General features: G+C 69.6%; 10 protein-coding genes. 5 read left to right on the top strand and 5 right to left on the bottom strand.

Annotation, left to right across the window (positions count from 1 at the left end; genetic code table 11):
• Nucleotides 1-89 precede the first annotated feature (89 nt).
• The 3 genes from H9658_RS01730 to H9658_RS01720 are packed head-to-tail and all read right to left on the bottom strand — an operon-like array spanning nt 90 to nt 7,815.
• Nucleotides 90-3,176: an efflux RND transporter permease subunit gene (locus H9658_RS01730; RefSeq protein WP_191824129.1), complete on the bottom strand. Its 3,087-nt coding sequence runs from the start codon at nt 3,174-3,176 to the stop codon at nt 90-92.
• Nucleotides 3,173-6,691: an efflux RND transporter permease subunit gene (locus H9658_RS01725; protein WP_191824128.1), complete on the bottom strand. Its 3,519-nt coding sequence runs from the start codon at nt 6,689-6,691 to the stop codon at nt 3,173-3,175. Before H9658_RS01725 ends, H9658_RS01730 begins: the two co-directional genes overlap by 4 nt.
• Nucleotides 6,691-7,815, bottom strand: coding sequence for an efflux RND transporter periplasmic adaptor subunit (locus tag H9658_RS01720; RefSeq protein ID WP_191824127.1), 1,125 nt, complete (start codon nt 7,813-7,815; stop codon nt 6,691-6,693). The genes H9658_RS01725 and H9658_RS01720 overlap by 1 nt, the downstream gene beginning before the upstream one ends.
• 217 nt (nt 7,816-8,032) lie before the next feature.
• Between H9658_RS01720 and H9658_RS01715 the strand changes: the two genes are divergently transcribed.
• Nucleotides 8,033-8,422, top strand: coding sequence for a c-type cytochrome (locus H9658_RS01715; protein WP_179564963.1), 390 nt, complete (start codon nt 8,033-8,035; stop codon nt 8,420-8,422).
• Nucleotides 8,423-8,429: 7 nt separating this feature from the next.
• A complete protein-coding gene (locus H9658_RS01710; RefSeq protein WP_179564965.1) occupies nt 8,430-8,891 on the top strand; it encodes a c-type cytochrome in 462 nt (153 codons plus the stop codon).
• A gap of 483 nt (nt 8,892-9,374) precedes the next feature.
• Here H9658_RS01710 and H9658_RS01705 read toward each other — a convergent pair whose 3' ends face one another.
• A complete protein-coding gene (locus H9658_RS01705; protein ID WP_191824126.1) occupies nt 9,375-11,075 on the bottom strand; it encodes a hypothetical protein in 1,701 nt (566 codons plus the stop codon).
• Between the two features lie 16 nt (nt 11,076-11,091).
• Complete coding sequence (locus H9658_RS01700) at nt 11,092-11,688, bottom strand: NfuA family Fe-S biogenesis protein (protein ID WP_003468698.1); 597 nt, start codon at nt 11,686-11,688, stop codon at nt 11,092-11,094.
• Nucleotides 11,689-11,779: 91 nt separating this feature from the next.
• Between H9658_RS01700 and H9658_RS01695 the strand changes: the two genes are divergently transcribed.
• The 3 genes from H9658_RS01695 (at nt 11,780) to zupT (ending at nt 13,519) form a co-directional block, all read left to right on the top strand.
• The gene (locus tag H9658_RS01695; RefSeq protein WP_191824125.1) at nt 11,780-12,121 is read left to right on the top strand and encodes a 4a-hydroxytetrahydrobiopterin dehydratase; all 342 of its coding nucleotides are present in this window, start codon (nt 11,780-11,782) and stop codon (nt 12,119-12,121) included.
• Between the two features lie 5 nt (nt 12,122-12,126).
• A complete protein-coding gene (locus tag H9658_RS01690) occupies nt 12,127-12,570 on the top strand; it encodes an energy transducer TonB (RefSeq protein WP_225209664.1) in 444 nt (147 codons plus the stop codon).
• Between the two features lie 127 nt (nt 12,571-12,697).
• Nucleotides 12,698-13,519: a zinc transporter ZupT gene (gene zupT, locus H9658_RS01685; protein ID WP_191824124.1), complete on the top strand. Its 822-nt coding sequence runs from the start codon at nt 12,698-12,700 to the stop codon at nt 13,517-13,519.
• Nucleotides 13,520-13,599: the final 80 nt, after the last annotated feature.

Raw genomic sequence — 13,599 nt, 5'->3', positions numbered from 1 at the left:
GGGCTGATGCCCCTCCCACAAGTTTTTGCACGATATGCCGCAGGCGACGAGCGCGCGAGCCATTCCGGCGCGCGGCACATCTGCCTTGGTCAGGACAGCTGCGGCGCCGGCACGCCGCGGCCGCCACGGGCGCGGCGTACCAGGTGCGCCACGCCGCCACTGAGATCGTCGAGGATCGCGTAGATGGTCGGCAGGAACAGGAGGCTGACCACGGTGGAGAACGCCAGGCCGCCGGCGATCGCGCGCGCCATCGGGTAGTAGGCCGGGCCGTCGCCGAACATCTGGGTGGTGGTCAGCGAGATCGGCACCATCGCCAGGATCGCGGTGCCCATGGTCATCATGATCGGCCGCAAGCGCTCGCGCGACCCTTCCACCAGCGCCTCGGTGCGGCCCAGGCCCCGCCGGCGCAGGTTGTTGATGTGCTCGATCATCACGATGCCGTTGTTCACCACCACGCCCATCAGCACCAGGATGCCGATGAAGGCCATGATCCCGAAGTTGGTGCCGGTGATCCAGAACAGCCAGAACACGCCGAAGATCGAGAACAGCACGCCGCTCATGATCGCCGCCGGGAACAGCAGCGATTCGAACACCGCGGCCATCACCACGTAGATCATCAACAGCGCGATCAGCAGATTGAACATCATCTGTTGGCCGGCCTTGTCCTCGTCCTGGCCATCGGCGCCATCGAAACTGTAGTGGTAGCCGGCCGGGAAGCTGACGCCCTTGAGCGTGTCCTCCATCGCCTGCTTGGCCTCCGCCGGCGTGACCTTGACCCCGAGGTTGGCGGTGATGGTCAGCGTGGTCTGCCGGTTGGTGCGCCCGATCTGGGTCGCCGCCGGCCGCGTCTGCACGTCCACCAGGCTCAGCAACGGCACGCTGCGCCCGTCCTTGGTGCGCACGTTGAAGCTGTCCAGGTCCTCGGGCGTGGTCTCCTCGGCGCCGGCGAAGCGGACCCACACCGGCACCTCGTTGTCGCCACGGCGGAACTCGCGCAGCGAGGCGCCGCGCAGCGCCAGGCCGACGAAGCTGGCGACCTGCTCGGCGTTGAAGCCGAACGCCGAGGCGCGGTCGCGATCCACCCGCACCGCCAGCTCGGTGGTGCGGTCGCCGGTGTCCACGCGCACGTCGCGCAATTCCTTGCGCCGCGCCAGCAGCGGCACCACGTCGTCGGCGATCGCGCGCAGCGTCTGGGTGGAATCGCCGACCAGTTGCACCTGCACGCTCTGCGCGCCGCTGCCCTGTCCATTGCCGTTGCCGTTGCTGCCGACGCTGTAGTCGGCCAGCGCCGAGCGCGGCAGCTCCTTGCGGATCTGCTCGATCAGCGCCTGCAGGTCGCGCACCTGCTTGAGGTCCACGGTCAGCGTGGTGCTGCTGCCTTCCACTTCGCTGAACCACGAATACACCTGGGTGACGTGGTAGCGCTGGCGGCGCGCGTCGATGAAGCGTTCGAGCTTGGCGACCTCGGTGGACAGCTGCTCGCGCGTATACGACCCCTTCCACTGGTAGCCGATGAAGATCTGCTCGCCGCCGTCGCCGCCGAACATGTCCTTCTTGGTCTGCAGCATCGGCACCACGCTGAGCGCGGTGATCAGCGCGATCGCGGCCACGCTCCAACCGCGATGGGCCAGCGACCAGCGCAGCACGCGGGCATAGCGGCGCTGCAGGCGCGGGATCAGGCCGCGCTCGGAGCGGACCAGCGCCGGCGTGCGCATGCGCGCGGACAGCATCGGGATCAGGCTCACCGCCACCAGCCACGAGGCCAGCAGCGACACCGAGATGGTGATCGCGATCTGCGCCATGAAGATGCTGATGTTGTTGGTTTCGCCGAACAGGTTCGGCACGAACACGATGCAGTGGCACAGGGTGCCGGCCGACAGCGCGATGGCCACATTGCGGGTGCCGATGATCGATGCCAGCTGCGGCTGGTCCGGCATGCGCTCGCGTTCCTGGTAGATGCTCTCCACCACCACCACCGCGTTGTCCACCAGCATGCCCACCGCCAGCAGCAGGCCCATCATGGTCAGGATGTTGAGGGTCACCCCGGCGAAGTACATGAAGCCCAGGGTGATGGTGAAGCAGATCGGGATCGCCAGGGTCACCATCAGCGTCGACGGCCAGTGGCGCAGGAAGAAGAACAGCACCGTCACCGACAGCAGCAGGCCGACCCCGCCGGCCTCGGCCAGTTCGGTCAGCGACGAGGTCACCGCCTTGCCCTGGTTGTCGATGACCTTGACCTGCACGTCGCTGAGCGCCGGCTGGGTGCGGATCTGCTCCACCTCGGCCAGCACCGCGCGCGACACCTCGACCAGGTTGGCGCTGCGTTCCTTGTACACGTCCAGGCCCACCGCCGGGCGCCCGTCCAGGCGCCGGCCGTAGTTCATCCGGGTCGGCTTCAACCGGATGTCGGCGATATCGCCCAGGCGCAGGCCCTTGTTGTCGATGACCAGGTCGCGCAGTTCCTGCAGGTCGCGCAGTTCGCCGACCGGCTGCACCCGCAGGCGCTGGCCGTGGTCGTCGATCTGCCCGGCCGACAGCGAGAAATTGAGCTTGCCCAGGCGCTCGCTGAGATCGTTGAGGCTGAGGTTGTGCGCGCTGAGCCGGTCCGGCGCGATCGCGATCTCCACCTCGTTCGGCGGCGCGCCGGACACTTCCACCTTGGCCACGCCGGGGATGCGTTCCAGGCGCCGCTTGAACTCGCGGTCGAGCATGTCGTAGGCGCCGGTCAGGTCGGCCGCGCCAGCCAGGCGCACCTTCAATACCGGCTCGTCGCTGCTGGACCACTTGAACACGTGGTAGCGCTGCAGGTCGTCGGGCAGGTCGGCGCGGATCGCGTCGATGCGCTCGCGCGCGTCGGAGGCGGCGATGGCGATGTCGCGATCCCAATCGGAGAACTCGATGAAGATGTTGGCGCCGTCGGCGGTCGCGGTCGAGCGCATGCGCTTGATCCCGGTCATCGTCGCCAGCGCTTCCTCGGTCGGCCGCACCAGGTTGCGTTCGACCTCGTCCGGGGTCGAGCCGCTGTAGGGCAACTGCACGAACAGGAACGGCGCGGAGATGTCCGGCAACGCCTCCAGCGGCAACCGGAACGCCGCGATCAATCCGACCACCACCAGCGACACGAAGCACATGATGGTGGTGATCGGACGGCGGATGCTGAACTCGGCGACGCTCATGCCCGTTCACCCGCGCCGTCGCCTGCGCCCTGGCCAAGCCCTTCCAGACGCCGCCGCGCGCGCTGCCCGCGCTCGGCGTAATAGCCGTCGGCGCGACGATCCAGGCGGTCGTAGACCACCGGAATCACCACCAGCGTCAGCAGCGTGGACACCAGCAGGCCGCCGATCACGGTGATCGCCATCGGCGCGCGCACTTCGGCGCCCTCGCCCGACGCCACCGCCAGCGGCAGGAAGCCGAACAGCGTGCACAGCGTGGTCATGATGATCGGCCGCAAACGCGAGCGCGCGCCCTCGATCAGCGCCTCGCGCTTGGCCACGCCCTCTTCGCGCAGCTGGTTGACCTTGTCGATCAGGATGATCGCGTTCTTGGTCACCAGCCCGACCAGCAGGATCAGGCCGATGAACACCACCACCGACACCGGCTTGCCGGTCAGCAGCAGCGCCAGCACCGCGCCGACCATCGCCAGCGGGATGGTGAACAGGATCACGAACGGGTGCAGCAGCGATTCGAACTGCGAGGCCATCACCAGGTACACCAGGAAGATCGCCAGGCCGAACGCGAACAGCAGCGACTTGGCCGACTGCGCCAGTTCCTCGCCCTGCCCGCCGATGTGCATGCCGACGCCGGCACCGAGCGGCTCGCGCGCGACCATGTCCTGCACCTCGCGCACCGCGCCGCCCAGGTCGATGTCGCGCAGGTTGGCCGACACGATCGCCACGCGGATCTGGTCGGCGCGGTGAATCTCGCTGGGACCGGTGGTGGCGACCACGTCGGCGACCGCATCCAGCGTCACCGGCTTGCTGCTGCCGGGATTGACGATCAGCCGGCGGATACTGTCGACGCTGGCGCGGTCGCTCTGCTGCGCGCGCACCAGCACGTCGATCTTGCGGTCGCGGAAGCTGTAGCGGGTGGCGACGTCGCCGCGCACCTTCTTCACCACCACGTCGGCGATCTGCCGCGTGGTCAGGCCCAGCGCACCGGCACGTTCCTGGTCGAAGCGGATCTGGATTTCCGGGAAACCCTCTTCCACCGTCGATTTCACGTCGGCGTAGTGGCCATTGCCGCGCAACATCGCGGTCAGCTTCTGGCCGGCGTGCTGGATCGTCTCCAGGTCCTGCCCGCGCAGCTCGATTTCCAGCGGCGTGGAGAAACTGAACAGTTCCGGGCGACTGAAACCGACCTGCACGCCCGGATGCTTGCGCATCGTGGCGCGCATGCGGTCGCTCTGCTGCGCCTCGAACTGCGCGCTGCCGCCGCCGGCCATGGCGATGGTCAGCTTGCCGATGTTCTCGCCGCTCTCGGTGGGGCTGGCATCGAGCCGCGTGCCGCTGCCGCTGACGCCGTACAGCGCCTGCACGCCGGCGTCCTTGCCGTGGGTTTCCTGCAGTTCGCGCACCAGCGCATCGGTCTGCCGCAACGGCGTGCCGGCCGGCAGCTTCACCGTCATCTCGAAGCGGTCCTGCGCCAACTGCGGGATCAGGTCGGCGCCGAGCATCGGCACCACCGCCAAGGTCGCCGCGAATGCCAGCGCAGCCAGTCCCAGCACCTGCCACGGCCGCGCCAACGCGCCCGGCAGCAACCGCAGATAGCCGCGTTCGGCGCGCGCATACGGCGCCATCGCCAGGTCGCTGGCCTTGCGCATCACCGGCGCGATCACCGCCACGCCGCCGCGCCACAGCCGCACCACCAGCCACGCCACGCCGAAGAAACCGCCGCGCACCGCCGCGGCGGCACCGCGCCGGCCCCACGCCACCGGCTTCAGCCAGCCGCGCTGCGGCTGCCATTGCGGCTGCTCGGGTTCGGGCGGGAACGCCAGCGGCGGGCGTCCCTTCAGCGAACTGAGCATCGGGATCAGGGTCATCGACACCACCAGCGAGATCGCGATGGCGATCGCCACGGTCAGGGCCTGATCGCGGAACAACTGTCCGGCCACGCCCTCGACGAACACCAGCGGCAGGAACACCGCGATCGTGGTCAGGGTCGAGGCGACCACCGCCATGCTCACCTCGCGGGTGCCGGCGATCGCCGCATCGAGGATGCTCAGGCCGCGCTCGCGCGCCTTGGCGATGCTCTCCAGCACCACGATCGAATCGTCCACCACCAGCCCGGTGGCCAGCGCCAGTCCGCCCAGCGACATCACGTTCAAGCTCAGCCCGAGCTGGCCCATGAAGAAGAACGTGGCCACGATCGACACCGGCAGCGACAGACTGATCACGAACGTGCTCCAGCCGTCGCGCAGGAACAGGAAGATGATCAGGATCGCCAGCAGGCCGCCGATCACCGCGTCCTTCTTGACGTCGCCGATGGCGTGCTCGATGAAGCGCGACTGGTCTTCCAGCGTGGTCAGTTCCACGTCCGGCGGGATCTGCGTCTTCAGCTGCTCCAGGCGCTTGCGCAACGCCGCCGCGGTGGACACGGTGTTGGCGTCGCCTTCCTTGTAGATCGCCAGTTCCACCGCTTCCTTGCCGCCCAGGCGGATGATCGCCTCGCGCTCCTTGTAGCCCTGGCGCACCTCGGCCACGTCCTTCAGCCGCACCGGCATGCCGTTGGCGATGGTGGTGGTGGAACTGGACGAGGCGCTCTGCGCCGCCGAGGCCGCGGCCAGCGCCGCTTCCGAGCCGGTCGAGGCGGCGATCGCGTACATCTGCTGCATCGCCGAGTCGGCGGCGCTGCTGCCCGCGCCCTGCGTGGTCAGCAGCAGGTTGCGGATCTCGTCCAGATCCACGAACTGGTTGACCGTGCGCACCAGGTAGCGCTGCGAGCCCTGCTCCAGGCGCCCGCCGGAGATGTTGATGTTCTCTTCCTTGAGCCGGGTGATGACGTTGTCGATCGGCAGGCTCAGCTGCGCCAGCCGCTGCTGGTCGATGTCGACCTGGATCTCGTCTTCCAGCCCGCCGCCGACCTTGACCGCGGCCACGCCGGCCACCGGCTCCAGCTTCTTCTTCAGGTCTTCGTCGGCATAGCGGCGCAACTGGGTCAGCGCGCGCACCGCATCGGCGTCGCTGGCCGGCGTCGCCTTGCTCGCCAGCACCAGGCGCATGATCGGCTCGGTGGACGGATTGAAGCGCAGCAGTACCGGCGCCTTGGCTTCCAGCGGCAGCTCCAGCGCCTCCATCTTGTCGCGCACCTCCAGGCTGGCCTGGTCCATGTTGGTGCCCCACGCGAACTCCAGCACCACGTCGCTCTGCCCGGTGCGCGACACCGACTTGAGCTTGCGCAGGTTCTTGACCACGCCGACCGCTTCCTCGACCGGCTCGGTCACCAGCGTCTCGATCTCCGACGGCGCCGCGCCGGTGTACTCGGTGCGCACGGTCAGGGTCGGATAGCTCAGGTCGGGCAGCAGGTTGACCTTGAGGCTGTTCAGCGCGATCACGCCGAACAGCAGCAGCGTCACCGTGGCCATCGCGATGGTGACGCGGCGGCGCGTGGCGAATTCGACCAGCCCACCGCCGCGCACGCCCGGCGGCGAATGTTCGTGCGGATCGCTGCCGTGATCGGAACCGGCGCTGGTCATCAGTGCGCTCCGACCGCGGCGCCGCCGCCGACCTCGGCGACCTCGCGCTGCGGCGCGATCACCTGCACGCGGCTGCCGTCGCGCAAGGCGACCTTGCCGGCGGTGACCACCTGGTCGCCGGGCTGCAGGCCGTCGCGGATCTCCACCCACGGGCCTTCGGAGTAGCCCAGCTTGACCGGCACCCGCGTGACCTTGCCGGCACTGACCCGGAACACCGCCGGCTCGCCGTCGTCGAGCAGCGCCAGGCGCGGCACCACCAGCGCATCGGCGCGCTGGTCGTAGTCGATGCGGATGCGCCCGAACATGCCAGGCTGCAAGGCTTCGGCCCCTTCCTCGAACGCGCACACCACGCGGAACGTGCCGCTGCCCGAATCCACCACCGGCGCGATGCGATCGACCTTACCGAGGTACTGCTTGCCCGGCAGGGCATCGGCCAGCAGCGTCACCGGCTGCCCGGCCTTGAGCGTGGCCAGCTCGCGCTCCGGCACGTTGAGCGTGGCTTCCAGGCGCGAGTCGTCGACGATGCGGAAGATCGGCGTATTGATCTGCACGAAGTTGCCGGTCTTGATCGAACGCGACGCGATCACTCCGGAGATCGGCGCGACCACCGTCGCGTAGGACAGCTCCAGCGACGCCAGCTGGTGCTGCGCGCGCACGTTGGCCAGGTCGTACTTGATCTGGTCGACATCGGCGGCGCTGACCAGTTGCTGGCCGACCAGTTGCTCCGAGCGCCGGTAGTTGTTCTCCAGCTTGCGCAGCTGCGCCTCGCTCTGCGCCACCGCCAGCCGCGCGCGGTCCGGATCCAGCCGCACCAGCGGCTGCCCGGCGCGGACCTGCTGGCCATCCTCGGCCAGCACCGCCAGCGCCACGCCGGAGGTCTTGGCTACCACCTGCGATTCGGCGCGCGCCTCCAGCGCCGCGGTGCCGCTGTAGCTGGCCGCCACCGCGCGCCGGCTGGCCTTGGCCACCTCGACCGGGACCGCGTCGGGCGCCTTCTCGGCCTCCTTGGCCTTGGCCTGCGCATCGCCGGCCGCCGGCTTGCAGCCGCCGAGCAACAGCGTGGAGGTGATCAACAGCGCGGCGGCGCAGCTGGCGGTGCGTCGGCGCGTGGAATATCGCGTCATCGTCGTGTCCCTGGTGGATGGCGTGAATGGTGTTGTAGGTAAGTAGATCACCTGATGACGCCCAGGTGAATGAGCCAAAGGTCATGGTCCACCGCACGGTGCGGCGTGGAGGATTCCCAAGGCCTGTTTCGGAGCCGCGAAAGGCCAGGCTATACTCGGGTCGTTCCGTGTTCCCCCACGCCGGAACTCCCAGTCCCGTCCTCCGGACCACGAAACCATGCGCACGCAGCCGCTAGCCGCTTGTTTTGCTTTGGCCGTACTCGTTTCTCTCGGGGTTGCCCCGGCCGCGGCGCAGACCGCGCCGGCGCCCGCCGCTCCCGCCCCAGCCGCCGCCCCGGCGGCGCCCGCTGCCGCCGTCGGCCATGCCGACAACGGCAGACTGCTGACCTATACCTGCCAGGGCTGCCACGGCGTCACCGGCTACAAGAATGCCTACCCGAGCTACCGCGTTCCCAAGATCGGCGGCCAGTCGGCGCAGTACCTGACCCAGGCGCTGACCGAATACCGGCTCGGCAAGCGCAAGCATCCGACCATGCAGGCCCAGGCGGAGAGCTTCTCCGACCAGGACATCGCCGACATCGCCGCTTACCTGACCACCCTCAAGTAGCCATCCCATGCCGAAAGCCGCGCACGCATTGCGTCCCGCCATCGTCCTGCTTGCTGCCCTGTGCCTGGGGGCGTGTTCGCAATCGCAGGTGGAATCCACCAGCCAGTCCGCCGGCGACCCCGGCCACGCCAGTGGCGAACATGGGTCCGGCTCGTCCGCCGGCCTGCCGAGCGGGCGCGCCGCCGCCGGCGAGAAACTGGCCCACGCCAAGGGCAAGGCCACCGGGCAGAGCTGCATCGACTGCCACGGCGCCGACGGCAACGCGCCGATCGACCCGAGCTACCCCAAGCTCGGCGGCCAGTACGGCGACTATGTCGCGCATGCCCTGCAGGCGTACCGTGCCGGCGATCGCCAGCATCCGCTGATGACCCCGCAGGCGGCGCCACTCAGCGACCAGGACATCGCCGACCTGGCGGCGTATTTCGGATCGCGCGCCACCCAGCTGCGCGACCTGCACGGCGTGAAGTGATCGCGGCGCCGGCATCTTGCCGGCACCGGTTTCCACCGCAAGTCCGCACGCCAAACGCGGCATAGCCGGCGTCAGGTGCCCGGCTTCGTGCCGGACCGGCCGAGATCGGCGAGGCGGTGTGTGCGCATCTGGATTGAGCGCGATCGCCCGCATGTCGGCGGCGAGCCACTCTTCTGTAGCCGCGGCGAACGCAATCCGGCGTTAAGCCGGTTTCGGCGATCGGTCGCGGCTGAAGCCGCTCCTACTGTGCATTCAACCCGTCGGCCGCGAGTTCTGTAGGAGCGGCTTCAGCCGCGACAGGCATTTACCGATAGATTCTGTCGCGGCTGAAGCCGTACCTGCAGGATGGCCGCATCAGCAAGATGGCCGCGCCTGCAGAATGCAGGAGGCAGGCGTCTGCATGTTGGCGAATCGCTGCCGCATGCGTGCCGGGCAATCACGGCTGGCTGGACGCCACAGCGCAGATGCGCGAACTCCCGGCGCCTACTTCACGCTGCCGTTGTCTTCCTGCAGGCCCGGCTTGAACGGCACCGCCGGCGGCGGCCGAGCGCCGGCGGGCTGGTCGTTGAGGTTCGGATCGGTGATGCCGCAGCCGCCGCCCAGCTGCAGGATCGAGACCACGCAGGAAATGCTGCTGGTGGTGCCGGGAATCGGGATGTTGACGGTCTTGATGCCGCGCCGCACCCACTCTTCCAGCAGCGTCGCGTTCGGCAACCAATACTTGTCGAACGAGGTCGGCTTGTAGTCGTACGGCGGACGCTTGAGCCACTGCCCGGCGTTGGCGATCTGGTCGCGCGACCAGCTGTCGGTCTCGCTGCCGGGCGCGCCGCGCGGCGGCGCCTTGCCTTGCCCTTCGCCGCCAGGCACGCGCACGCTGCCATCGCCGTTGAACATGCCATTGCGCTGGCTGGCGCCGGCTCCGGCGTCGCCGGCGCGGTTGCGCGCCGAAGCGCCCCAGACGTCGCCGCGTTGCGGCGTCGCCCAGCCGCCGTCGTGCGCGACCGCCGCCGGACCACTGCCCGGCGCGGCGGCCTGGCTGCCCGGCGGCGCGGCACCGCTGCCAGCTGGCGTTCGCGACTCGGCCTTGCCTTGCACCGCGGCGCTGGTCTGGGCCGCCGCCTGCGCCGAGGCCGCGCCAGTTGCCGATGCGCTTGCCGGCACCTCGGGCTGCACCGCCGCTGGCGGCGTCGGCGTCGCCGCCGTTGCAGGCGTCGGCAGTTCGATCTGCCGCACCTGCGGCGCCTCCGGCGTGCGCAGCGTCGGTGCGGGATCGCGCGCGCGGATCTGCGGCATCTGCACCTGGACCTGCGGCAGCGGCTCGGGCACTTCGCGCTCGCGTACCTGCAACTGGGGTTCCGACGGGCGCGGCACCGGCACTTCGCGCGGACGGATCTGCGCCACCGTCGGAATCTCGGTGACCACTTCGACTTCGCGCTCCGGCACCTGCACGCTCGGCGGCGCGATCTCGCGCAGGGTCAGCGTCGGTTCGCGCACGCTGGGCGGCGGCAGCACGAAATCGCTGCTCGGCTGCGTGGTCTCCGTGACCTGCAGCGGCTGATCCGGCGGCGGCGGTGGGGGACTGGACACCGCCTGCGCGGTGCTCGCCGCTGGCGTGGCGGAGGCGGCCGGCGCCACGGCTGCGGTCTTGGGCTGGGTGACGGCAGTCGTCGCCGCTGCCCGCTGCGCACTCGCCGCTGCGGCTTGCGCGGCGGCTGCGGCCGCCGGGTCTTGCGCGTCCGCGCCGCCACCGGTCTCGGCCGGCGTGCCGCGGCCGACGAATTCCACCTGCACGCGCCCGGCCTCGCTCGCGTCCGGGCGCGGCGGCAACAGGCGCACGAAGGCGACCCACAGCAGGAACAGCGCGAACAGCAGATGCAAGGCCAGGCTGACCAGTGCCGCGATCCGCCGCCACCAGCGCTGGTCGTACGGGGCCGGGTCCCAGTCCTGCCACCACAGGCGGCGGAATGCCTGCCATGGACTCAGTGCGGGCAGGCGCGAGGTCGGTGCCGGCACCGGTTGCGGCAACGCCGCGATCAACTCGGAGGAGACGAACGGACGCGGCTTGACCGGCTGCGAGGAGATCCAGTGCGCCCAGCCGTACGGCAGGCCGGTGCGGCGATCGCGCAGCAGCTTGCGCGGCGAGCGCGCCAACAGCGCGGCGAGGATGTCGGCGGCGCGCGTCACCGGCGTAGCGGAGGAATCAGGCCGCGGAATCGCGCGGGATGTACGGGGCGCTGCCGCTGTCGTGGTCGGTGGCGTCGCGCACGGCGGTGATGCCCGGCACGCGTCCCATCAGCGTCTTCTCGATACCCTGCTTCAGGGTCACGTCGGCCATGCCGCAGCCGTGGCAGCCGCCGCCGAAGCGCAGCAGCACCACGCCCTCGGCCGACACTTCCTGCACCGCCACGCGGCCGCCGTGCTGGGCCAGCTGCGGATTGACCTCGTTCTCGACCACCCAGCGCACCCGCTCGACCAGCGAGGCGGCCTCGCCCGGCGCCTCGCCCTTGATCTTCGGCGCCTTGATCGTCAATTGCTGGCCGGTGCCCTGGGTGACGTAGTCGATCTCGGCGCCGTCCAGCCAGCCGACGCTGTCGGCGGCCACATACAGGGTGAAGCCGGCGCAGTCGATCGCCCATTCGTCGCCAGCCAGGTCCGCCGGCTCGGCGAACTCCAGCCGCGCGTCGGCGCGTGCGGTGCCGGGATCGACCGCGCTCAGGCGCACGCCCATGCCGGGCACGGCCTCGCGTTCGAGCAGTTTGCGGAAATGGGTCTGCGCGTTGTCGGAGATCTGGATCATGCGGTTATTCTAACGCTTCCACGCGACCGGCTCATCGCGAACTTTTCCCATCGGCGGCGCGTTCAGCCAGCCTGCCGCGGAGGCTCCAACAATGAACGACCTGATCCCGCTCGCACAGGCCCATTGCTCGCCCTGCAAGGGCAACGAATACAAGCTCACCCAGGCGCGCCTGGCCGAATTGCTGCCGCAGGTGCCCGGCTGGGAGCTGGTCGAACACGGCATGGCGATCAGCCGCACGTTCCGCTTCCCCGACTACTACCGCACCCTGGCGTTCGTGAACGCGCTGGCCTGGATCGCGCACCGCGAAGACCACCACCCCGACCTGGGCGTGCACTACGACCGCGTGGTGGTGCGCTATTCCACCCACGACGTCGGCGGCCTCAGCGAAAACGACTTCATCTGCGCCGCCAAAGCCTCGGCCCTACCGGAATGATCCCCATGCCTGCCGCATCCCGCCGTTCCATCCTCGCCGCCTCCTGCCTGCCGCTCGCTGCCGTCCTGCTGCTCGGCGGCTGCGGCAAGTCCGGGCAATCGCAGACCCAGAGCGTGGCCGCCGCGCCGACCGAAGTCGCCGCGGTGCAGACCCCGCCGCCGGACTACCCGATCGAACTGGCCTGCGCCGGGCTCGGCGGCAAGGCAGTGCTGAGCGTGGTGGTCGGCGTGCAGGGCAAGCCCACCGACGTGCAGCTGGTCAGCAGCAGCGGCCAGCCCAAACTCGACGCGTCGGCGCAGCAGCGGGTGCGCGAGTGGATCTTCAAGCCCGCCACGCGCGACGGCAAGGCGGTGCCGCGCACGATCCAGGTGCCGGTCAACTTCAATCCGCCGCAACCGCGGCCGGACCGCTGCTTCGCGCTCGACGCGCAGGCGCACCACTCCAGCTGAACGCGGCCCGCGGGCCGCTTGCGCGCGCCGCCGGCCTTGGCGGTACGCCGCCTTCACATTCCGCCAGCCTCGCGCCCGCTTTCATCCCTGTCTCCATCCCCGTCTCGACACAGGAGCCGCCTGGCGCATGCTGGATATTCCGTCGCACAACGTATGGATCGCCTTGGCGGTGACCCTGGCCGCCGGCCTGGCCACCGGCCTGGGCAGTGTGCTGGTGCTGTTCACCAAAGGCCCCAATCCGCGCCTGCTCGCCTTCGGCCTGGCCTTCGCCGGCGGCGCGATGGTGTACGTGTCGCTGACCGAGATCCTCGGCAAGTCGGTCGCCTCCTTCAGCCACGCGTTCGATCCGCGCCTGGGCTACGCCTATGCCACGCTGGCGTTCCTGGCCGGCATGGCGCTGATCGTGGTGATCGACCGGCTGGTACCCAATCCGCACGAAAGCCTCAATGCCCAGGACCCGCTGTTCCGCGCCGACAACCGCGCCTACGTCAAGCGCGTCGGCCTGCTGACCGCGGTGGCGATCACCGCGCACAACTTTCCGGAAGGCCTGGCGACCTTCTTCGCCACCCTGGAAAGCCCCACCGTGGGCATGCCGCTGGCGTTCGCGATCGCCGTGCACAACATCCCCGAAGGCATCGCCATCGCGGTGCCGGTGCATTACGCCACCGGGCGCAAATCCTATGCCTTCGCCGCCAGCCTGCTGTCGGGCCTGGCCGAGCCGATCGGCGCGATCATCGGCTACGTGGCGCTGTCGCGATTCCTGTCCGAGGCGATCTTCGGCTCGGTGTTCGGGGTCATCGCCGGGGTGATGGTGTTCCTGGCCCTGGACGAATTGCTGCCGGCGGCCAAGCGCTACGCAAAGGGCCACGAAACCGTGTACGGACTGGTCGCCGGCATGGCCACGCTGGCGCTGAGCCTGGTGCTGTTCCGCCTGTCCACCACGCCCTGAGCCGGCAGCGGCGGCCCGGCTGAACGAACGCTGGCGCGCCCGTGTTGCAGCGCTTCGCAGAAAGCTTGCAGACATGCAAC

Origin of the sequence: Xanthomonas bonasiae, from assembly GCF_014836395.1 — a bacterium.
In the GTDB taxonomy this organism is placed as follows: domain Bacteria; phylum Pseudomonadota; class Gammaproteobacteria; order Xanthomonadales; family Xanthomonadaceae; genus Xanthomonas_A; species Xanthomonas_A bonasiae.
The sequence above is the reverse complement of the archived record's forward strand: the minus strand, read 5'-3'. Positions and strand labels throughout refer to the sequence as shown.

Excerpts from the sequence above, each read along its gene's own strand:
- H9658_RS01730 (WP_191824129.1), bottom strand. The coding sequence starts at position 3,176 with ATGAGCGTCGCCGAGTTCAGCATCCGCCGTCCGATCACCACCATCATG.
- H9658_RS01725 (WP_191824128.1), bottom strand. The coding sequence starts at position 6,691 with ATGACCAGCGCCGGTTCCGATCACGGCAGCGATCCGCACGAACATTCG.
- H9658_RS01720 (WP_191824127.1), bottom strand. The coding sequence starts at position 7,815 with ATGACGCGATATTCCACGCGCCGACGCACCGCCAGCTGCGCCGCCGCG.
- H9658_RS01715 (WP_179564963.1), top strand. The coding sequence starts at position 8,033 with ATGCGCACGCAGCCGCTAGCCGCTTGTTTTGCTTTGGCCGTACTCGTT.
- H9658_RS01710 (WP_179564965.1), top strand. The coding sequence starts at position 8,430 with ATGCCGAAAGCCGCGCACGCATTGCGTCCCGCCATCGTCCTGCTTGCT.
- H9658_RS01700 (WP_003468698.1), bottom strand. The coding sequence starts at position 11,688 with ATGATCCAGATCTCCGACAACGCGCAGACCCATTTCCGCAAACTGCTC.
- H9658_RS01695 (WP_191824125.1), top strand. The coding sequence starts at position 11,780 with ATGAACGACCTGATCCCGCTCGCACAGGCCCATTGCTCGCCCTGCAAG.
- H9658_RS01690 (WP_225209664.1), top strand. The coding sequence starts at position 12,127 with ATGCCTGCCGCATCCCGCCGTTCCATCCTCGCCGCCTCCTGCCTGCCG.
- zupT (WP_191824124.1), top strand. The coding sequence starts at position 12,698 with ATGCTGGATATTCCGTCGCACAACGTATGGATCGCCTTGGCGGTGACC.